Raw genomic sequence first — 19,822 nt, forward strand, 5'->3', positions numbered from 1 at the left:
GCGTACCCCTCTCGGTCTCAGTACGTGCGGCCCGCGACAGCGGGCGAACCGTTCCGTGGCCCGTACGGCGCGTGCTCCAGCCAGGAACCGCACCACGGCAGCACGGGCGCGAGCGCCGCCGCCGCCCGCTGCTTGACCCGGACGATCCGGCGGTGCGGCCGCAGATGGTCCAGCGCGCTGCCGGCGGCCGCGCTGTTGAACAGGGCCGCCGCCCGCCGGACCTCGGCGAAGTCGGCGACCGCGGCGGCCGTCCCCTCGGCGATCGCCCGTGCGGCAGCCGCCGCGTCCGCGATCCCGCTGTTCATCCCGCGCGCGCCGAACGGCGGGAACAGGTGGGCGGCCTCGCCGACGAGCAGCACCCGCCGCCGCGGGTCGCTGAACGAGGCGGCGACCTTGCGCAGGAAACGGTACGTCGACACCCACAGGACGCGCTCGGCGTATCCGTCGCCCACCACCGCGGGCAGCCATTCCCGTACGGCCTCCTCGGTCCCGTACGCCTCCTGCGTGTCGTCGTCACGGCACTGCAGGTCGACCTGGAAGCCCCCGGTGAACGGCACCCGCATCACACCGCGGCCGCCCACCCCCGGATGCTCGTAGTGGAAGACCCGCTCCAACGGCAGCTCGGCGCCCGGCAGGTCGGCGACGTCCACGACGACGTGGAATCCGTCCGCGCGCGTCCCCTCCATCGGGATGCCCAGCTCGCCCCGGACCGTCGAGCGCGCCCCGTCCGCGGCGACGGCGTACGTGCCGGTCCAGACGCGGCCGTCCGCGCCGGTGAGCACGACCTCCGTCGGTGCGACGCGCACCCCCGTCACCCGCGCCCCCCACACGAACTCCACTCCGGCCGCCTCGCACGCGGTGCGCAGGAAGCGCTCGGTGTCCACCTGGCGCAGGCTGGTGAAGGGCGGGAGGCCGGGCGTGGACGGCGGCGGGAAGGTGCGGGCGTACACCTCACGGCCCCGGTACAGGGTCCGTCTGGTGTGCCAGGTGCGCCCGTACGCCGTGATCTCGTCGGCCAGCCCCGGGCGCATCCCGTCGAGCAGCCGCAGGGTCTCCCGGTGGACGAACAGGGCGCGGCTGCCCGGGCGTTCGCGCTCCTGGGGGTCCGCCTCCAGGAGCACGACCGGCAGCCCGTGCGCGCGCAGCGCGAGCGCCGCCGACAGCCCCACGGGCCCGGCACCCACCACGAGGACCGGATGGCCGCAGGCGCCGCTCACGTGCGCGCGCCCTCGGCCAGCATGCGGGTGATCTCCACCCGCTTCACCTTCCAGGTCGCGGTCATCGGCAGCTCCTCGAAGCGCCACTGCCGGGGCTCGGCCAGGGGCGGCAGACCGGCCGTGGCCTCCCGCCAGCGCGCCGGGTCCAGCGGCCGTTCGCCCCGTACGCACACCACCGGCACCGGTTCCCGGTCCGCGCCGGGCACGATGACCACCTCACGGAGCTCCTCCAGCCGGTCCATCAGGGCGTCCTCGACCTCCAGATTGCTGTGCACCGAGTCGATCTGATCGATCTCACGGTCGATCAGGTACAGCCCGCCCAGCCGTCCCTGGTACCCCATGTCGCCCATCTGCCACCAGCCGCCGCCGTCGAGCTGGCGCAGATACTGCTCCCGGGCGCCGAGGTAGGTGAGGATCCGCCCCCGGGTGCGGGCCTCGATGCGGCCGGGCGTGCCGGGCCTGGCCCGCCCGCCGGAGTCGTCCGTGACCCGGACCCGGGTGAAGCCGGGAATCCCGATCCCGACCCGGCGCCCGTCCGCGCGGGCGGCGCTGCGCCGGGTGAACCACTGGAAGGCCACCGGACCCGTCTCGCTCTGCCCGTACAGCTGGATCAGCCAGGGTGTGCGCCGCTTCGAGGCGTCCAGCAGCCGCCGTACGGTGCGCGGATGGATCGCGTCGAACGTGGAGCCGTACGAGCGGACCCGGGACAGCGGCGCTCCGGGCGCGTCGGCCAGCTCCTCCCACAGCACGAAGGTGTTGGGGTGGGTCTCGACGATGCCGGGGCGGTGCCGGGTCAGCAGCGGTCCCACCGTGGCCGGGTCCGGGTCGGTGATGAGCACGAGCGGGCTGCCGAAGTGCAGCAGGACGCCGAGCAGATGGTAGAAGCGCGAGTGCACGAACGACATGTGCAGCGCGGCGGTCTCGCCACGGGTGGGCCAGCCCATCGCCTTCTGCGGGACGAGCCGGTTCCACATGGTGTTCGCGCAGTGCACGGCGAGCTTGGGCAGGCCGGTGGTGCCCGAGCTGTGGGTGATCAGGGCGGGCTCGCGCGGATGCAGCCGGACGGGAGAAGGCGTCCGCGACCCGGCGTACTTCTCCAGGGGTTCGGCCCCGGGCGCGTCGTCCACGGAGAGTGTCCGGCGTACGAGGGCGGAGAGGTCGACGTCCTCCAGCGGGCCCTCCAGCTTGGCTCTGTCGGTGATCAGCCAGGGTTGGTGGAGCCGTTCGAGGAGCCGGCCCACCACCGGACCGGCGAGCGCGGGGGACAGGAGGACGGGAACGGCCCCGATGCGGGAGACGGCGCAGGTCAGCAGGACGATGTCGACGTTGTCCGTCTTGTGGACGACCACCTCCTCCGAGGGCCGGACCCCGGCCTCCCACAGCCGTCCGGAGAGCTCCTCGACCACTTCGGCCAGCACCGGATAGCTGAGGTCGACCCCGAGGCCGGGACTGACGTCGAGCGGCCGGTCCAGGGTGACGAAGACGGCTCCGTGGCGGTCCGCCGCGTGCCGGAACATCGGGCCCAGGTAGAAACCGCGGTCGGCGAGCAGGGGCTGCTGCTGTCGCATGTGCCCGTTCCCTTCTGTCCTGTCTGTCCTGTGGTCTGTGGCTGTGGCTGTGGTCCGGGTCTGTGGTCGTGGTGCCGCGGTGGTCACCAGGCGCCCTGGCGGACGAGGTGGCGGCGGAGCTTTCCGGTCGAGGTGCGGGGCAGGGACGGGACGAAGCTGATGGCTCTGGGGACCTTGAACGCGGCGAGGTGCTCGCGCGCCAGGCCCACGAGTTCGGTCTCGAGACCGGACGGCCCGGACAGTCCGGAGAGGCCGGGCGGCAGGGGCGAGGCGGGGACGACGAAGGCCCGCAGCCGGCTGAAGCCGCGCCAGTCGGTCATGGCCGCGACCGCGACCTCCTTCACCGCCGGATGGGTCCGCAATACGGCCTCCACTTCCAGCGGGGAGATGGTGATCCCGCCGACCATCTCCAGGTCGTCGGTGCGTCCCAGGTGCCGGTAGCTGCCGTCCGGCTCCCGGCGCGCCCGGTCGTGGGTGGCCAGCCAGCCGCCGACCAGGGTGCGTTCCGACTCCTCGGGCCGGTTCAGATAGCCGGGCGTCAGCGTCGGCCCGCGGACCCAGAGTTCGCCCTGCGCGCCGTCCTCCACCGGCGCGCCGGCGTCGTCGCGCAGCTCCACCTCGAAGCCGGGGACCGGTCGGCCGACCGTGCCCGGGTGGTTGTGCTCGAAGCTGTTGGCGCAGAACGCGTGACCGGCCTCGGTGGAGCCGATCTGCTCCAGGACCGGCGCGCCCAGCAGATCGGCGACCTGCTTTTCGAGCCCCTCGGGCAGGCCCTCTCCGGCCGACACGGCGGCGCGTACGGAGGCGAAGCAGGCGGCGTGACCGCTGCCCCGGTCGGCGACGAGGGCGGCGTACGCGGAAGGCACGGAGTAGAGCAGGGTGACCCGGTGCCGGGCGACGAGCTCGTCCACGGCGGCCGGGTTCGGACGCCGGTCCACCAGGACGGCGCAGGAGCCGGAGAAGAGCGGGAAGACGAAGGCGTTGCCGAAGCCGTACGCGAAGTACAGCTTCGACACCGACAGGGTGACGTCGTCCGGGGTGATCCGCAGCAGCCGCCGGCCGATGAGGTCGTGGTACGTCTTCGGGTCGCCGTGACAGTGCACGACGCCCTTGGGCCGGCCCGTGGTGCCGGAGGTGTACTGGACGTAGAGCGGGGTGTGCGCGTCGACCGGGTGCGCGGCGGCCGGCTCGGCGTCGGCGGTGAGGGCCATCAGCTGGTCGGCGCCGAGACGCACACGGTCGGTGAAGCGGTCCTCCAGGCCCGGTCCGGTCACGCAGAGCACGGCCTTGGCGTCCTCGGCCATGAACGCGTGCTCGGCCGGGGGCAGTTCGGGGTTGACCAGGACCGCGACGGCGCCCAGCCGGGCGGTGGCGAGGAAGGCCGCCACCCAGGCGATGCCGTCGGGCAGCGCGAGCAGCACCCGGTCGCCCGCACCCACGCCGTGCCCGCGGAGCACACCGGCCGCGCGGCCCGCGAGTTCGTGCACCTCGCCGTGCGTCCAGGCCCGGTGGCCCTGATGGAAGGCGACCCGGTCGCCCCAGCCGCGCCGATCGGCGAGCGCGGCGAGATGGGTGGCGAGGTTGCCGGGGGCGTAGGCGTCGGCGTGGGTGCCGGTCGGCGACTGGGGAGTCGGCGTGGACGTGGGGATCGTCACCGGGCGGGCTCCTCTACGGCGGCGCGGCGGGGGGTGTCCGCCCGACGGGCGCTCACCCCTGCCGGGGTGGCTTCCTGGTGCTCCCGCAGGGCCCGCATCTGTGCCGCCGTCTTCAGCAGCATCTCGTCGTACTCCGCGACCGGATCGGAGTCGAGGACGATCGCGCCGCCCGCCCCCAGGTGCATCAGCCCGTCCGCGAGTACGGCGGTACGGATGACGATGCTGAGGTCGGCGCCGCCGCTGCACCCCAGGTAGCCGAGGGCCCCGGAGTACACCCCGCGCGCCTCGGTCTCCAGCGTCTCGATGATCTCCATGGTGCGCAGCTTCGGCGCGCCGGTCATCGAGCCGCCGGGGAAGCAGGCGCGCACGCAGTCCACCGCCTCCGTGTCCGGGCGCAGCCGGCCCTCGACGGTGGAGACGAGCTGGTGCACGGTGGCGTAGGTCTCGGTGGCCATGAGCCGGGAGACGCGTACCGTCCCGGTCCGGCAGACCCGGCCCAGGTCGTTGCGGAGCAGGTCGACGATCATCAGGTTCTCGGCGCGGGTCTTGGCCTCGGCGGCGAGCGCGTCCCGCAGGCGCGCGTCCTCCTCCGGGGTGTCGCCCCGGGGCGCGGTGCCCTTGATGGGCCGGGCCTCGGCGACGCCGCCGCGGGTGATCCGCAGGAAGCGCTCGGGGGAGGCGCTCGCCACGTCGAGGTCGCCGAACCGCAGGAAGGCCGCGTACGGCGCCGGGTTGACGCGGCGCAGCACCCGGTAGAAGTCGTACGCGTCGGGCGGCGCGGGCAGCCGGGCGGCGTTGGTCAGACAGATCTCGTAGGTGGTGCCCGCGCGCAGTTCACGCGCGCAGGCCTCGATGTCCGCGAGGTAGGTGGCCCGGTCGCGGACGAGCCACGGCTCGGCGGCGCCGAGGTCGGGCTCGGCCGACACGGGTGCGGGCGGTAACGGCTGCGGGTCGGCGCCGACGAAGGTGAGCTGGGCGAGTGCGCCGTCGAGCCAGTCGGTGGCCTCCCGGGTGGCCTGGGGGGTGTCCTCGGCCACACAGACGGCGTAGGTGAAGCCCTCCTGGTGGTCCACCGCGATCAGCCGGTCGGCGAACAGCCAGCAGGCGTCGGGGGTTTCGGCCTGGTGGCGGTTCGGGGAGCCGCAGTCGGCCTTGGTCTCGTACCCGAAGTAGCCGACGTATCCGCCGGTGAAGTCGAAGGGCAGCCCGGTGGCGTCCACGCGCCGGTTCGCCAACTGCCGCTTGAGGTAGTCGAAGACGCTCGCCCGGACCTTGCGCGGCGGCCGTCCGGCCCGCTCGATCTCGCAGTGGCCGGTCGTGACGTCGTACCGGACGAACTCCGACAGCGGCCCGGAGCCGTCACCGAAGAACGAGAAGCGTGACCGTCCCTCCTCCACCCGCGCGCTGTCCAGCCAGAACGCCCGCGGGGAGGTGGCGTACATCCGGGTGAAGGCGGCCTCCGCGTCGATGGCGGTGGCGATGCGGCGGGTGTGCAGCCGGTGGGCGGGGCGGACGGTCCGCGCGGGGCGGGAGGGCGCGGCCGGGGCGGGGATGGCCGCCGCGGACGGGGTGACCGCGGTGTTCTTCGTACGGGTCTTGCGGGCGCGTTGCGCGGTGAGGTTGCGGAAGTTCACGAGCATCCGGTGGCCGTACTCGGTGAGGACGGACTCCGGGTGGAACTGCACGCCCCACAGCGGCCGGGTGCGGTGCCGCAGTCCCATCAGGACGCCGTCCTCGGACCAGGCCGTGGCTTCCAGCGTCTCGGGCAGCGGCTCGCGCACGGACAGCGAGTGGTAGCGGACCGCGGTGAAGTGCTGAGGCAGCCCCTGGAACAGGTCCCGCTCGTCGTGCCGGATTCTCGACAGATGCCCGTGCCGGGGCTCCGGGGCGGGCAGCACCCGGCCCCGCTCCCCGAGGGCGATGCCCTGGTGGCCCAGGCAGACACCGAGCACCGGGATCGTGGACTGGGCGAGCACTCTGGCGCTGATCCCGAAGTCACGGGACTCGGCCGGGTGCCCCGGTCCGGGCGACACCACCACATTGTCGAATTCCGAGAGATCCGGAATTCTTCCGCCTGTTCCGTCGGGGGCGGCGTCGTTGAGGATCACCACCGGCTCCTCGCCGTTGACCTCGGCGATCAGCTGGAACAGGTTGTACGTGTACGAGTCGTAATTGTCGATGAGCAGGGTCTTCACCCGCCCACCTCCCTTTGATCGTTCTCGGGCCTACGCGGTCCGTCTTTTGTGACGTCCGCGGAGCGCCTGGAGCGGTGGGTACAGCCATTTCTTGAAGAATCGCTGAAGTCGCGGCATGAGAATCCAGGTGACGAGGGCCGTCACACACAGACACAGCAGCAGCGTACGGATCAGTGGGTTGAGACCGCCGAGATACGGAATCACGAGCAGATTGAATAAGAGAACCGGTGGGAAGACCGCGCTCATATTCACGAACCAAAGCTTCCATTTCGCGGGCGGGAGCGGTGCGGCCGACGGTTTCGGCGCGCCGGTCTGGGCGTCGAACCAGCTCTTGGAGCCCCGCACGCTCCGCCGGCCCGTCTCCCGGGCGAACGGGTCCGCCTGGGTGGCCCACTGCGCCCGGATGATCGAGTCTTCCCAGGCCAGGGCCGACCCCTCGCTGTCGAAGCGGTAGACCACATGCCACTCCGCCTCTCCGTCGGCAAGTACACCACCCCCCAGGAAGCCCGGTTCGCGTGAGCTCGCCCGCAGCACGGCCCACCCCCAGGAGTGGAAGTCGGTCTCGCGGCCCGGGATCACGTGATACGCCACGGTGACGGTTACGGGATTCCTGGTCACGCTATCGAGTACGGAAAGCGCATACAGCGCGTTCAAATCTTCAACGAAGTTTTTCGAGTGTCCGGATCGTGACCTTTTGTTTACCTTTTGGTTATCTTGACATCTTCTGTCGATCGATACTCCTGGTAACTCTCCCGTAATTTCCGAAAGTGCTTGCGGGGCCCGTCGGTAAAGCTGCACGATCGCCATCCGCCGCAAAGCCGGCCCCCTCATCTTCCCCCCCATCTGTCCCCAAGAAGGAGATCCCATGTCCAGGTACGACTGGAATATGAACCACGAGGGAATCGAGCGGGCGCGTTCCGTGATCGAACCCGCTCGGAAAGAGGTCACCACCCATCCGATTTACCAGCGGATAAGCAGCCGGGAGGACATGGCGACGTTCATGGCGCACCATGTGTTCGCGGTATGGGACTTCATGTCGCTCCTGAAGTCCCTCCAACGGGAACTGACCTGCGTCGACGTCCCCTGGGTGCCGCGCGGCACGGAGGTCGGCCGGCGCCTGATCAACGACATCGTCCTGGTCGAGGAGAGCGACGAACTGAACGGCGGCTTCACCAGTCACTTCGAGCTGTACCGCGCGGGCATGACCGAGGCGGACGCCGACGCGACCAGGATCGACACCTTCCTCGCTCTGGTCACCGAGGGCCACGACGTGCCCTCGGCACTCCGGGTCGCCCAAGTCCCCGGCCCCGCAGCCGAGTTCGTCCGCACCACCTTCGAGATCATCTCGGACCGGCCCCTGCACTGCCGGGCGGCCGCGTTCGCCTTCTCCCGGGAGGACCTCATCCCCGACATGTTCGACCAGGTCATCAAGAAGGAGGGCACCGAACGCTTCCCGCTCTTCTGTGACTACCTGGCCCGACATATCGAGGTCGACGGCGAGGAACACACCCCCATGGCCATGCAGATGGTGGCCGACCTCTGCGGCACGGACGACACGCGCTGGCAGGAGGCGGTCGAAACGGCGACGCTGGCCCTTGAGGCGAGGGTCCGGTTGTGGGACGGGATCGTGGAGGCGATGGCCTGAGATCCCGGACAGCGGTGGTGCCCCCGACCGGGGGGACGACAACAGAGCCTTCCTCGTCTCGGAGAGGAAGGTCGATACCGATCGGCGGAGTGTCCCGTGATGTGGGGGTGTCCAGATAGAGGCGACACGTTGCCTGGTCGAGAAGCAGGAAGCCGCGCAGGCGCAGCTCCGCGGCCTCGTCAGGCTCTGCTGGAACGGAGAAGGCCGCCGCTGCGGCCTGCAGTGCGTCCGAGAGGTGGAACCGCGGCTGGCCGACGAAGTCGTGGACAGCGGCGGAGGCGTCGATCACGGGAATTCCGAAGGCGTCGCGCGACTCCTCCTCGACCTCGCGTTCGGGGCAGTCGGCCAGTACGTTTCGCAAGGCGGCCGCGAGGTCCCCTGACGGGATGTTTGCGCCGTACGCGTCCGTGAGTGGCAGGTCGAAGGCGACGGACGTGTCCAGTTCCTGCCCGTCCCACAGAACGATCCGGCCGACGCCGCGTCGATCCGGGGCAATCACGACACCACGCACGAGCCGAACTTCCTGCCCGATCGCGAACGCCGTGACGCGGCTCAGCATTTCATGTGCCAGCTGCGCATGCAGATCGGACAGGCCCGCGTCGTCCCACGTCATCGAGTGATCCCCAGGCGGTCGTACAGCACGGCACCGTACAACTTCCCGGGTGTTCGTGCTCCCGCTTTCGGGGTGCTCACTTACCGCTACCTTGATGACCTTGCTGTTGTGGATGCTGTGCGGTCCGGAAAAATGGACCAGCCGAACTTGCTGTCGCCCTGCCGGGTAGGGATGTAACGGCCGTCCGCGTCATGGCCCACGAACTTCACCACGCTCCAGTGGCTGCTCGCGGCCTCATCGGCTGCCGTCCCTGCGTCATCCGCCACGGCAGCGGAGTCTGCCGCCGCGATGGCCTCGTCCGTCTCATCAGCTACGGCAGAATCGGCCGGTGAGTCTGCCTCGGTGACCGCTTCGTACGTGAGTTCCGGCTGGGCGGCTTTGGTCGCTCCGAAGGTCTGGATGTACCGCTGCACAAATACTGCTGGCGTCGGCAATACGCCGTGGTCAGCGGCGTAGCGCGTGATCAACGTATCCATGAAGGAGCGGATCGTCCACATGTTTGAGTAACTCGTGATCAATCATGACAACTGGCAGCTGGTCGCCTCGATGCGGCGTGAAGGCGCGGACGGCAATCACAGGGAACTCCCGGCAGTACGAGGTCAGTTGCGGGATGCTCTCGCTGCTACTGGCGTGCAGTGACGCGTACTGCCCACCCTGCTGGTGGACGGCATGTTGTCGGCGTGTGGCGGCCGGTGGACGGCGGCATCGAGGCCGTGGTCCTGGACCCGGTCATACCGCGAAGGTGGCGTGCATCTCCCGGACGCGGATTTCGGCGGGCTCGGTGGCGCTGACCCTGGTGCCGGGCTTCATCAGGCGGCGGCGGGCGGCTGCGGTCGCACGCGGACACCGGAACCCAACGAGTGCCCTGAACGTCTTCTGGATGGCTGACGCGAGGTCAGGACGCCGCTGTTACAGGGCTGTTGAGAATCCACTCGTACGGTGGTGATCAACGCGGCGCCCGTCAGCGCCCCTCATGCAGCGGAGAAGAACCATCATGCGCCTGTTCCACGCCGCCACCGCACTCGCCGCCACGTCCGCGCTGGCCCTGACGCTCACCGCCTGCGGGAACGGCAGCGGCAACGACGCCTCGGGCGACCAGTCGTCCACACCGGCTTCCTCGACCTCGGCCACTGCGGCCGGCGGAGCCCCGGCCGAGAACGCGGGCGCCACCAAGGATGCGGGCAGCAGCACGGGCGGCGGCGGTACGGGCACCAGCACCAGCACCGGCGGCACCGGCAGCAGTGGCGGCACCGGCGCGAGCCGTTGCCACACCGCCGGGCTGGGCTTCTCGTTCGGCTCCGGCGACGGCAAGGTCAGCAGCTCGGACGACCAGCAGCAGCTGGCCGTGGTGCTGAAGAACAAGACGTCCGCCGCGTGCACCATCCAGGGCTTTCCCGGGGTCGACCTGAAGTCCTCCGGCGGCAGCTGGTCGCTGACCCGCAGCGGTGCGTCGCCCAAGAAGGTCACCCTGGCCGCCGGTAGCAGCACGACGTTCACCATCACGTTCCTGCCGTGGAACCAGGGCAGCGGCACCGAGTTCAAGGCCACCTCGGTCGTCGTCACCCCGCCGAACGAGACCACCTCGACCACCCTGGCCTGGCCCGGTGGCAGCGTCCTGCTCCAGGACGGCGCCACGCACCCCGGCACCTACACCGGCCCCGTCGGCGGCTGACGGCCTGTCTCCGCGTCCGCCGCCGGGACGGGCTCAGTGTGAACCGGGGGCCGCGTAGCTCCTCGCGCCCCTAAAGGCCTCGGTGTGCCCGGCGTTCGAGGGCGATGCCCCAACGCCGGGCCCGTCGCCCCGTCACTCCTCCTCCACCGGCGCCTCCCCGAACCGTGCCAGTGCCAACGCCCCCGCCACCGCCACCACGAACCCCAGCACGGCCAGCCAGGCCAGGCCCTCGCGGGTGCGGTCGCCCAGCCAGATCACCCCCACCAGGGCCGGTCCGATGGTCTCACCGATGACCAGACCGGCCGTGGCCGTCGTCACCGAGCCGCGTTGCAGCGCCGAGGTCAGCAGGATGAACGCGGCGCCTCCGCCGATGAGCAGCGCGTACGTCGCCGGGTTGGTCAGCAGGGTCGCGGGCGCGAGGTCGTCGATCAGCCGTACCGACACCTCTACGACGCCGAAACCGAACCCGGCCCCGAGGCCGAGGACCAACGCCCGACCCCGCCCGGACATCCGCCCGCCCACCAGACCGAGCAGCAGCACCACCACGGCGGTCCCCAGCATCCAGTACTTCAGCGTCATGGACCCGGCCTCGCTGCCCTCCGTCCCGGACGCCAGTCCGAGCATCGCCAGCCCCGCGCACACCACCCCCACCGCGGCCCACTCCACCCCGCTCAACCGCACATGCAGCAGCCGCGCCGCGACCACCGCCGTCACCGCGAGGCTCGCCGCCAGCGCCGCCCCGACCGCGTAGATCGGGATGGAGCGAAGTGCCGCGATCTGCAGCAGGAAGCCGAGTCCGTCCAGCGCGAGGCCCGCGAGATACCGCCACTGCCGCAGCGCCCGCAGCAGCAGCGCCGCGTCCCCGCCCGAGCCGCCGCTGTCGACCGCCGCCCGCGCGGCGATCGCCTGCAACACCGTCGCCGTACCGAAACAGACCGCCGCGCCAAGTGCGCACACCATTCCAAAGAGCACGAAGTGACTGTAGGGGACGCCGAAAAGGAGGGGGCTGCCGCCCACCTGTCAGAGCCGTTCCCTAATCTGATCGCTTGCGCCCAGCAGGGCGCTCAACAGAACGCACAGTCACGACAAACGGGGGATCGAAGATGGCGGACACACGACGGCAACTGCGCTCGGGCACGGTCGTACTCGGCGGCATGGGACTCCTCGCGGCGGCCCTCACCGCCTGCTCCTCGGAGCCGGACAAGCGCTGCGTCGACCGCGACAGCTACACCTCGGCCAAGGGTTACAAGGTCGTCGCCGACAAGAACTGCAAGACCACCAAGACCTCGGTCAGCAGCGGCTGGTACTACGGCGGCAAGAAGAAGAGCGGCTGGATCGACGGCGGCTCCTTCACCAAGGCGAGCAAGGGATCCGGCAGCAGCACCGGCGGCGGCAGCCACCACTCCGTGGACCGCGGCGGCTTCGGCAGCGGCAAGGGCAGCTCCGGCGGCTGAGCGACGCGACACCACGTCACCGCACCCGCAGGCCGCGCGCCCAGCACCGATCGGACCCGTACGCCATGGAACGCCGCACCATCGCGCCCCGCGCCGGCTGGCAGCAGACCGTCGAGCAACAGGGCCTCATCTACCCCCTGACCCGCTACCCGGACGACTCCCTGCGCCCCTACTGGGACGAGAGCGCGTACTACGCCTTCTCGCTCCCGGAGGTGGAGGCGCTGGAGGAGGTCGTCGAGGAACTGCACCGCATGTGCCTGGCGGCGGCCGAGCACATCGTCACGGAGAACCGTTTCGCCGACCTCGGCATCACCGACCCTCGCGTCGTGCGGGCGATCGCCGAGGCCTGGCGGCGCCGCGGCGAACTCCCCTCCGTCTACGGCCGTTTCGACCTGCGCTACGACGGCACGGCTCCCGCCAAGATGCTGGAGTACAACGCCGACACCCCGACCTCCCTCGTCGAGGCGGCGAGCCCCCAGTGGTTCTGGATGGAGGACCGTTTCCCCGGCGCCGACCAGTGGAACTCCCTCCACGAACGCCTCGTCGCCGCCTGGAGGAAGCAGGCCGCCCTCCTCCCGCCGGGCAACCCCCTCTACTTCGCGCACTCCGCCGCCGACGAACTCGGCGAGGACCTCATGACGGTGGCGTACCTGAAGGAGACTGCGGAGCAGGCGGGCCTCGACACCGACTGGATCTCGGTGGAGGAGATCGGCTGGGACCCCCTCTCCGGCCGCTTCGTCGACAACCAGCTCCGTTTCATCCGCAGCTGCTTCAAGCTCTACCCCTGGGAGTGGCTCACCACCGACCGCTTCGCCGACCACGTCCTGGACACCCTCGACAACGGCGGCGGTACGGGTACGACCCTGTGGATCGAGCCCGTCTGGAAGATGCTCCTCAGCAACAAGGCCCTGCTCGCCGTCCTCTGGGAGCTGTACCCGGGCCACCCCAACCTCCTCCCCGCCCATCTCGACGGACCCCGGGAGCTGGCCACCACCCAGGGGTACGTCGCCAAGCCGCTCCTCGGCCGCGAGGGCGCGGGGGTGACGGTGCACGCGCCGGGCGCCGCCCCCGTCGTACGCGAGGACGAGCCCTGTTGCTACCAGGAGCTGGCCCCGCTGCCCGCGTTCGACGGCAACCACGTGGTCCTGGGCGCCTGGGTCGTGGACGGCGAGTCGGCGGGGCTCGGCATCCGCGAGTCGTCCGGGCTGATCACGGACGAGTACGCCCGCTTCCTGCCCCACGTGATCCTCTAATAAGCGGCTCCGGCGACGTCCGCTGCGGTACCCGCGCCCCTCAGGGGCGCGGGGCTCCGACATCATGCGGCTCCGCCGCGTGGGCGCGACCAGCCACCGACGGCCCGCGGGTTCATCACCGCGCTTCCAGCGGAGCGCTCAGGCACCCAGCACGGCACGCAGCTGAGCCAGTCCCCAGTCCAGGTCCTCCTTGCTGATGACCAGTGGCGGGGCGATCCGGACCGTGACCCCGTGGGTGTCCTTGGCCAGGACACCCCGGTCCATCAGCCGCTCGGAGATCTCGCGTCCCGTGCCGTACTCGGGGGCGATGTCGACGCCCGCCCACAACCCCCGCCCGCGCACCGCCGTGACATGCCCCGTGCTCGTCAGCAGCCCCAGCTCCCGGTGCAGATGGTCACCCAGTTCCGCGGCGCGCCGCTGGTACTCGCCCGACCGCAGCATCGCGATCACCTCAAGGGCCACCGCGCAGGCCAGCGGGTTCCCGCCGAACGTCGACCCGTGCTCACCGGGCCGGAACACCCCGAGCACCTCCCTGCTCGACACCACCGCCGACACCGGCACGACCCCGCCCCCGAGCGCCTTGCCCAGTACATACATGTCCGGCACCACGCCCTCGTGCTCGCACGCGAAGGTGCGGCCCGTGCGCCCCAGCCCGGACTGGATCTCGTCCGCGACGAAGAGGACGTTCCGCTCCCGCGTCAGGTCCCGCACCCCGGCGAGGTAGCCGGGCGGCGGCACCAGCACACCCGCCTCGCCCTGGATCGGCTCCAGCAGCACCGCGACCGTCTCCTCGGTGACCGCCGCCCGCAGCGCGGCCAGGTCCCCGTACGGCACGATGTCGAAGCCCGGCGTGAACGGCCCGAAGTCCGTCCGCGCCTCCGCGTCCGTGGAGAAGCTGATGAGCGTCGTCGTACGGCCGTGGAAGTTGTCGCTCGCCACGACGATCCTCGCCCGTCCGTCGGGGACGCCCTTGACGCGGTACCCCCACTTCCTGGCCGTCTTCACGGCGGTCTCCACCGCTTCCGCGCCCGTGTTCATCGGCAGCACCATCTCCATGCCGCACAGCTGCGCGAGCTGCGCGCAGAAGTCGGCGAACCGGTCGTGGTGGAAGGCCCGCGAGGTCAGCGTCACCCGCTCCAGCTGCGCCCGGGCCGCGTCGAGCAGCCGCCGGTTGCCGTGTCCGAAGTTCAGTGCCGAGTAGCCGGCCAGCAGGTCGAGGAAGCGGCGGCCCTCGACGTCCGTCATCCAGGCCCCGTCCGCCGTCGCCACGACGACCGGCAGCGGGTGGTAGTTGTGCGCGCTGTGCGCGTCTGCGGAGGCGATGAGTCGTTCGGTGGTGGTCACGGGATCTCCGTTTCCTGCAGCGCGGGGATCGCCGCCGCACGGGGGTCGGGCTCGTGGCTCTCTTCTTATCGTCGCTCGCATGGTGGACGGGGGAACCCGGCGATCCGGCGCGCCCGGTAGGCTGGCGGACGGGGCCGTGACTGGCGCGCTGGGATGGGACCGACCATCGGGGAGCGGCCCCATGAACTGTGTGCCGTGCGCCTGGGCCGACCCGTGAACGCTGAACGCCACGTCCGGAGGCCGTCAATGCCCGAGCCCCTCTCCACCGAGTCCACCGCCTTCCGCAGCGCCCTCGACGTGATCCGGGCCGTGGAGCCCCGCGTCGCCGACGCCATCGGTCAGGAAATCGCCGACCAGCGCGACATGCTCAAGCTGATCGCGTCGGAGAACTACGCCTCCCCGGCCACCCTGCTGGCCATGGGCAACTGGTTCAGCGACAAGTACGCCGAGGGCACCGTCGGCCGCCGCTTCTACGCCGGCTGCCGCAACGTCGACACCGTCGAGGCCCTCGCCGCCGAGCACGCCCGCGAGCTCTTCGGCGCCGAGCACGCCTACGCCCAGCCGCACTCCGGCATCGACGCCAACCTGGTCGCCTTCTGGGCCGTCCTCGCCGCCCGCGTCGAGGCCCCGGCCCTCGCGAAGGCCGGGGTCCGGGGCGTCAACGACCTCTCCGAGGCCGACTGGGCCGAACTGCGCCAGGCCTTCGGCAACCAGCGCATGCTCGGCATGTCCCTGGACGCCGGCGGCCACCTCACCCACGGCTTCCGTCCGAACATCTCAGGAAAGATGTTCGACCAGCGTTCCTACGGCACCGACCCCGCCACCGGCCTCATCGACTACGAGGCGCTGCGGACGTCGGCCCGTGAGTTCAAGCCGCTGATCATCGTCGCCGGCTACTCCGCCTACCCCCGCCTGGTGAACTTCCGGATCATGCGGGAGATCGCCGACGAGGTCGGTGCGACCCTGATGGTCGACATGGCGCACTTCGCCGGTCTGGTCGCGGGCAAGGTCCTCACCGGCGACTTCGACCCGGTGCCGCACGCCCAGATCGTCACCACCACCACGCACAAGTCGCTGCGCGGCCCGCGCGGCGGCATGGTCCTGTGCGACGAGAGCCTCGCCGAGCAGGTCGACCGCGGCTGCCCGATGGTGCTCGGCGGCCCCCTCCCGCACGTCATGGCCGCCAAGGCCGTCGCGCTCGCCGAGGCCCGCCGCCCCGAGTTCCGCGACTACGCCCAGGCCGTCGTCGACAACGCCCGCGCCCTCGCAGAGGGCCTGATGCGGCGCGGCGCCACCCTGGTCACCGGCGGCACGGACAACCACCTCAACCTGATCGACGTCGCCTCCTCCTACGGTCTCACCGGCCGCCAGGCGGAGTCCGCGCTGCTCGACTCGGGCATCGTCACCAACCGCAACGCCATCCCCGCCGACCCGAACGGCGCCTGGTACACCTCCGGCATCCGTATCGGCACGCCCGCGCTGACCACCCGTGGCCTGGGTACCACCGAGATGGACGAGATCGCCGGTCTCATCGACCGCGTCCTCACCGCCGCCGAGCCCGGCACCACCGCCAAGGGCGCCCCCTCCAAGGCCCAGCACGTCCTGGACCCGAAGATCTCCGACGAGATCTCCCACCGCGCCACCGACCTGCTGGCCCCGTTCCCGCTCTACCCGGAGATCGACCTCGGCTGACCCACTCCTGGCCAGGCCCTTCGGGTCCTACAGGCCAGGCCCTTCGGGTCCTACAGGTCGATCAGCTCCTGTCGTGGTTCCCGCGGCGGTCCGGCGCCATCCCGCCCGGCCGCCGCGCGGCGTACGAGGACGGTGCCGCCGACGCCCAGGAGCAGACCCGCGCCCAGCCCGGGCAGCACCCGTCGCGCACGCTCCCCGACACCCCGCTTCGAGGCCGGTGCGCCTGCGGCGGCCTCGATCAGCCTCCCTCGCCCCACCACCCGCTCGAACAGCGAGCGCGGCGCGCGGTGCCAGCGGATGTCGTCGTCCACCACGTCGGGCGAGGGGTCCGTGCGTACCCAGGGCGTGCCGTCCGCGGCCAGGAACAGCTGGTCCTGGCGCGCCATGGCGACATCGCCCCCCGGCGCGCTGTCGGTCTGCGGCCAGCCCCCGACCCCGCTCAGCCCCCACACCACGGTGGCCCGTACCGGCGGGAAGTCGCCCGCCGCCCACGCGTCCGGCACTCGCTCCGTCCCCATGTAGGTGGGGGTCAGCAGGTCCCACAGCCGTGTGAAGTCCCGCTCCCCGGAGTGCAGCGCGGTCGTCCGCCCCGTGCCGCTCTCGATGACCAGCGCCATGTCCGGGGCACCGCGCCCCGCGGCCGGTGCGGACGCCCGTGCCGGGTGCGCCCCCAGCACGGCGAGCACCACCCCCGCGAACACCGCGCCCCCCGACCTCGCCCGTCTGCCCCGGCCCGCCATGTGTCCCCCGTCCGCCCCCGGTACGTACCTTGAGTACCCGCCTGAGTATCCGCCCAGGTCCCCCCTCCGGGGAGAGCTCTGTTCCCACCTGTTCCCGAGCTCCCGGGTACACCTGAGAGAATGGTGAGCATGGCCTCTGAACGTCCCCGCGTGCTCTCCGGAATCCAGCCCACAGCAGGCTCGTTCCACCTCGGCAACTACCTCGGCGCCGTCCGCCAGTGGGTGGATCTGCAGGAGTCCCACGACGCCTTCTACATGGTCGTCGACCTGCACGCGATCACCGTTCCGCAGGACCCGGCGGACCTGCGCGCGAACACCCGGCTCGCCACCGCGCAGCTGCTCGCCGCCGGTCTCGACCCGGACCGCTGCACGCTCTTCGTCCAGAGCCATGTCCCCGAGCACGCCCAGCTCGCCTGGATCATGAACTGCCTGACCGGCTTCGGCGAGGCCTCCCGCATGACCCAGTTCAAGGACAAGTCCGCCAGGCAGGGCTCGGATCGCGCGTCCGTCGGCCTGTTCACGTACCCGATCCTCCAGGTCGCCGACATCCTGCTGTACCAGGCGAACGAGGTCCCGGTCGGCGAGGACCAGCGCCAGCACGTCGAGCTCACCCGCGACCTCGCCGAGCGCTTCAACGGCCGCTTCGGTGAGACCTTCACGATCCCGAAGCCGTACATCCTCAAGGAGACGGCGAAGATCTACGACCTCCAGGACCCGTCGATCAAGATGAGCAAGTCGGCGTCCACGCCGAAGGGCCTCATCAACCTGCTCGACGAGCCGAAGACCACCGCCAAGAAGGTCAAGAGCGCGGTCACCGACACGGACACCGTCATCAGGTATGACAGCGAGCAGAAACCGGGTATCAGCAATCTGCTGACCATCTACTCGACCCTCACCGGTACCGGTATCGCGGAACTGGAGGAGAAGTACGCGGGCAAGGGCTACGGTGCGCTCAAGACGGACCTCGCCGAGGTCATGGTCGACTTCGTGACGCCGTTCCGGGAGCGCACCCAGGCGTACCTGGACGACCCGGAGACGCTCGACTCGATCCTGGCCAAGGGAGCCGAGAAGGCGCGCGCCGTCGCCGCGGAGACGCTCGCGCAGGCGTACGACCGGGTGGGCTTCCTGCCCGCCAAGCACTGAGGCGTACGACCGCACACACGTACCGCTGGGCAGAGCGCTGCACATCACTACGGCTGCGCCTGCCCACGACACAGCCGTGGCCTTACAGTCGATAGTCGGACGGCTGAGTACGAACCAGACAACGCGCCCGGCGATGCGGGTGACCACGCAACCGGTGACGCGACCGACAACGCACCGGAAACGACGACAACCGGAAACGACGACAGGAGACGACGTGGGGACCGTAACGATCGGCGTGTCGATCGCGGTCCCGGAGCCTTTCGGCAGCCTGCTCCAGGAGCGGCGCGCGGGCTTCGGCGACCCCGCGGCTTGTGGCATCCCCACGCACGTCACCCTGCTGCCGCCGACGGAGGTCCACGCCGCCGACCTGCCGGCCGTCGAGGCGCACCTGACCGAGGTCGCCGTGGCCGGGCGGCCCTTCCCGATGCGGCTGTCCGGCACCGGCACCTTCCGGCCCCTGTCACCGGTGGTGTTCGTGAAGGTCGTCCAGGGCGCCGAGGCCTGCACCTGGCTCCAGCAGCGGGTCCGCGACGCCTCCGGTCCCGTGGCCCGCGAACTGCAGTTCCCGTACCACCCGCACGTCACGGTGGCGCACGGGATCGACGACGAGGCGATGGACCGCGCGTTCCAGGAGCTCGCCGACTACGACGCCGAGTGGCCCTGCACGGGGTTCGCGCTCTACGAGCAGGGCCCTGACAGTGTGTGGCGCAAGCTCCGGGAGTTCGCCTTCGGCGGATCCGTGGTGCCACCGCAGGCGGGCCACGTGGACGTGGAACGCGGGACCATCGCCAGCCGCTGGTCGCCGTCGATCTAGATCGGCAGGCGGCGGAACACCGCTCGCGGTACGTGCCGCAGCGCCGCCATCACCAGCCGCAGCGCCCCCGGCACCCACACCGTCTCCGAGCGCCGTCGCAGCCCCACCTCGATGGCCGTCGCGACCGCCTCCGGTGTGGTGGCCATGGGTCCTTCCGCGCGTCCCGCGGTCATCTTCGTACGGACGAACCCCGGGCGTACGACCATCACGTGGACGCCGGTGCCGTGCAGCGCGTCGCCCAGACCCTGGGCGAAGGCGTCCAGGCCCGCCTTGCTCGACCCGTAGATGAAGTTGGAGCGGCGGGCGCGCTCGCCCGCGACCGAGGAGAGCACCACGAGGGAGCCGTGCCCCTGCGTCTGGAGGGCCCGCGCGCACACCAGCAGGGCCGACACCGCGCCCGTGTAGTTGGTCTGCGCGATCCGGGCAGCGGCCACCGGCTCCCGCTCGTCCCGGGCCTGGTCGCCGAGGACCCCGAAGGCGAGCAGCACCATGTCGAGGTCGCCCTCGGCGAAGACCTTGCCGAGGACCGTCTCGTGGGACTCGGGGTCGAGCGCGTCGAAGGCGAGGGTACGGACGTCCGCTCCCAGTCCGCGCAGGTGCTCGGCGTCCCGCTCCAGGGACGGCGAGGGCCGTCCGGCGAGCCACACCGTGCGGGTGCGCCGGGCGATCAGACGGCGCGCCGTGGCCAGCGCGATCTCGGACGTGCCGCCGAGGATCAGCAGGGACTGCGGGGCTCCGAAGGCGTCCTTCATGACAACTCCTAGAGGGGTGAGGAGGCGGGACGGTTCTAGAGGTCGAGGCGGCGGGAGGTTTGACC

17 protein-coding genes and 1 riboswitch are annotated in these 19,822 nt (G+C 71.1%); of the genes, 7 read left to right on the plus strand and 10 right to left on the minus strand.

What is annotated here, in order from left to right; genetic code table 11:
* Positions 1-17: 17 nt before the first annotated feature.
* The 5 genes from ACFZDJ_RS49085 to ACFZDJ_RS49105 form a co-directional block, all read right to left on the minus strand.
* Complete coding sequence (locus ACFZDJ_RS49085; protein ID WP_391069387.1) at positions 18-1,217, minus strand: FAD-dependent monooxygenase; 1,200 nt, start codon at positions 1,215-1,217, stop codon at positions 18-20.
* Positions 1,214-2,785 carry an AMP-binding protein gene (locus ACFZDJ_RS49090; protein WP_391069389.1) on the minus strand — a complete coding sequence of 524 codons (1,572 nt, stop codon included), beginning with the start codon at positions 2,783-2,785 and terminating at the stop codon, positions 1,214-1,216. The genes ACFZDJ_RS49085 and ACFZDJ_RS49090 overlap by 4 nt, the downstream gene beginning before the upstream one ends.
* A gap of 83 nt (positions 2,786-2,868) precedes the next feature.
* Positions 2,869-4,434, minus strand: coding sequence for an AMP-binding protein (locus tag ACFZDJ_RS49095; protein WP_390934815.1), 1,566 nt, complete (start codon positions 4,432-4,434; stop codon positions 2,869-2,871).
* A 2-nt stretch (positions 4,435-4,436) separates the two neighbouring features.
* The gene (pabB, locus tag ACFZDJ_RS49100) at positions 4,437-6,635 is read right to left on the minus strand and encodes an aminodeoxychorismate synthase component I (RefSeq protein ID WP_391069391.1); all 2,199 of its coding nucleotides are present in this window, start codon (positions 6,633-6,635) and stop codon (positions 4,437-4,439) included.
* A gap of 30 nt (positions 6,636-6,665) precedes the next feature.
* Positions 6,666-7,280, minus strand: a complete 615-nt coding sequence (locus ACFZDJ_RS49105) for a hypothetical protein (RefSeq protein ID WP_391069485.1) — start codon at positions 7,278-7,280, stop codon at positions 6,666-6,668.
* A 220-nt stretch (positions 7,281-7,500) separates the two neighbouring features.
* Between ACFZDJ_RS49105 and ACFZDJ_RS49110 the strand changes: the two genes are divergently transcribed.
* The gene (locus ACFZDJ_RS49110) at positions 7,501-8,280 is read left to right on the plus strand and encodes a DUF3050 domain-containing protein (protein ID WP_385379786.1); all 780 of its coding nucleotides are present in this window, start codon (positions 7,501-7,503) and stop codon (positions 8,278-8,280) included.
* 699 nt (positions 8,281-8,979) lie between these two features.
* On the opposite strand, the gene ACFZDJ_RS49115 is transcribed toward ACFZDJ_RS49110, so the two are convergent.
* Complete coding sequence (locus ACFZDJ_RS49115) at positions 8,980-9,369, minus strand: hypothetical protein (RefSeq protein ID WP_391069392.1); 390 nt, start codon at positions 9,367-9,369, stop codon at positions 8,980-8,982.
* Positions 9,370-9,887: 518 nt separating this feature from the next.
* Between ACFZDJ_RS49115 and ACFZDJ_RS49120 the strand changes: the two genes are divergently transcribed.
* Entirely contained in the window at positions 9,888-10,565 is a 678-nt protein-coding gene (locus ACFZDJ_RS49120) for a DUF4232 domain-containing protein (protein ID WP_391069394.1), read from the plus strand.
* A gap of 132 nt (positions 10,566-10,697) precedes the next feature.
* Here ACFZDJ_RS49120 and ACFZDJ_RS49125 read toward each other — a convergent pair whose 3' ends face one another.
* Positions 10,698-11,525, minus strand: coding sequence for a DMT family transporter (locus tag ACFZDJ_RS49125; RefSeq protein WP_390934813.1), 828 nt, complete (start codon positions 11,523-11,525; stop codon positions 10,698-10,700).
* A 143-nt stretch (positions 11,526-11,668) separates the two neighbouring features.
* On the opposite strand from ACFZDJ_RS49125, the gene ACFZDJ_RS49130 reads away from it, so the two are divergent.
* Both ACFZDJ_RS49130 and ACFZDJ_RS49135 read left to right on the plus strand, forming a co-directional pair.
* On the plus strand, positions 11,669-12,019 hold the full coding sequence (locus tag ACFZDJ_RS49130; RefSeq protein ID WP_385379793.1) for a hypothetical protein: 351 nt from the start codon (positions 11,669-11,671) through the stop codon (positions 12,017-12,019).
* A gap of 65 nt (positions 12,020-12,084) precedes the next feature.
* Positions 12,085-13,272 carry a glutathionylspermidine synthase family protein gene (locus ACFZDJ_RS49135; RefSeq protein ID WP_391069396.1) on the plus strand — a complete coding sequence of 396 codons (1,188 nt, stop codon included), beginning with the start codon at positions 12,085-12,087 and terminating at the stop codon, positions 13,270-13,272.
* Between the two features lie 138 nt (positions 13,273-13,410).
* Here the strand turns inward: ACFZDJ_RS49135 and rocD are convergent, their stop codons facing one another.
* Entirely contained in the window at positions 13,411-14,616 is a 1,206-nt protein-coding gene (gene rocD / locus ACFZDJ_RS49140) for an ornithine--oxo-acid transaminase (protein ID WP_390934754.1), read from the minus strand.
* Positions 14,617-14,742: 126 nt separating this feature from the next.
* Positions 14,743-14,830, plus strand: a riboswitch (ZMP/ZTP riboswitch).
* Between rocD and ACFZDJ_RS49145 the strand changes: the two genes are divergently transcribed.
* Entirely contained in the window at positions 14,812-16,308 is a 1,497-nt protein-coding gene (locus tag ACFZDJ_RS49145; RefSeq protein WP_099942983.1) for a glycine hydroxymethyltransferase, read from the plus strand. Its footprint overlaps the riboswitch before it by 19 nt.
* 50 nt (positions 16,309-16,358) lie before the next feature.
* Here the strand turns inward: ACFZDJ_RS49145 and ACFZDJ_RS49150 are convergent, their stop codons facing one another.
* Positions 16,359-17,048 carry a hypothetical protein gene (locus ACFZDJ_RS49150; protein WP_391069398.1) on the minus strand — a complete coding sequence of 230 codons (690 nt, stop codon included), beginning with the start codon at positions 17,046-17,048 and terminating at the stop codon, positions 16,359-16,361.
* A gap of 129 nt (positions 17,049-17,177) precedes the next feature.
* Here ACFZDJ_RS49150 and trpS point away from each other — a divergent pair, with 129 nt between their 5' ends.
* Together trpS and ACFZDJ_RS49160 are read left to right on the plus strand one after the other, a co-directional pair.
* Entirely contained in the window at positions 17,178-18,191 is a 1,014-nt protein-coding gene (gene trpS / locus ACFZDJ_RS49155) for a tryptophan--tRNA ligase (protein WP_384909425.1), read from the plus strand.
* A 214-nt stretch (positions 18,192-18,405) separates the two neighbouring features.
* Positions 18,406-19,005, plus strand: coding sequence for a 2'-5' RNA ligase family protein (locus tag ACFZDJ_RS49160; protein WP_390934752.1), 600 nt, complete (start codon positions 18,406-18,408; stop codon positions 19,003-19,005).
* On the opposite strand, the gene ACFZDJ_RS49165 is transcribed toward ACFZDJ_RS49160, so the two are convergent.
* Positions 19,002-19,757 (minus strand): decaprenylphospho-beta-D-erythro-pentofuranosid-2-ulose 2-reductase, encoded by a 756-nt coding sequence (locus ACFZDJ_RS49165; protein WP_390934751.1) that lies wholly within the window; start codon positions 19,755-19,757, stop codon positions 19,002-19,004. The genes ACFZDJ_RS49160 and ACFZDJ_RS49165 overlap by 4 nt on opposite strands.
* Positions 19,758-19,822: the final 65 nt, after the last annotated feature.

The organism is Streptomyces sp. NPDC007896, from assembly GCF_042959425.1.
GTDB lineage: Bacteria > Actinomycetota > Actinomycetes > Streptomycetales > Streptomycetaceae > Streptomyces.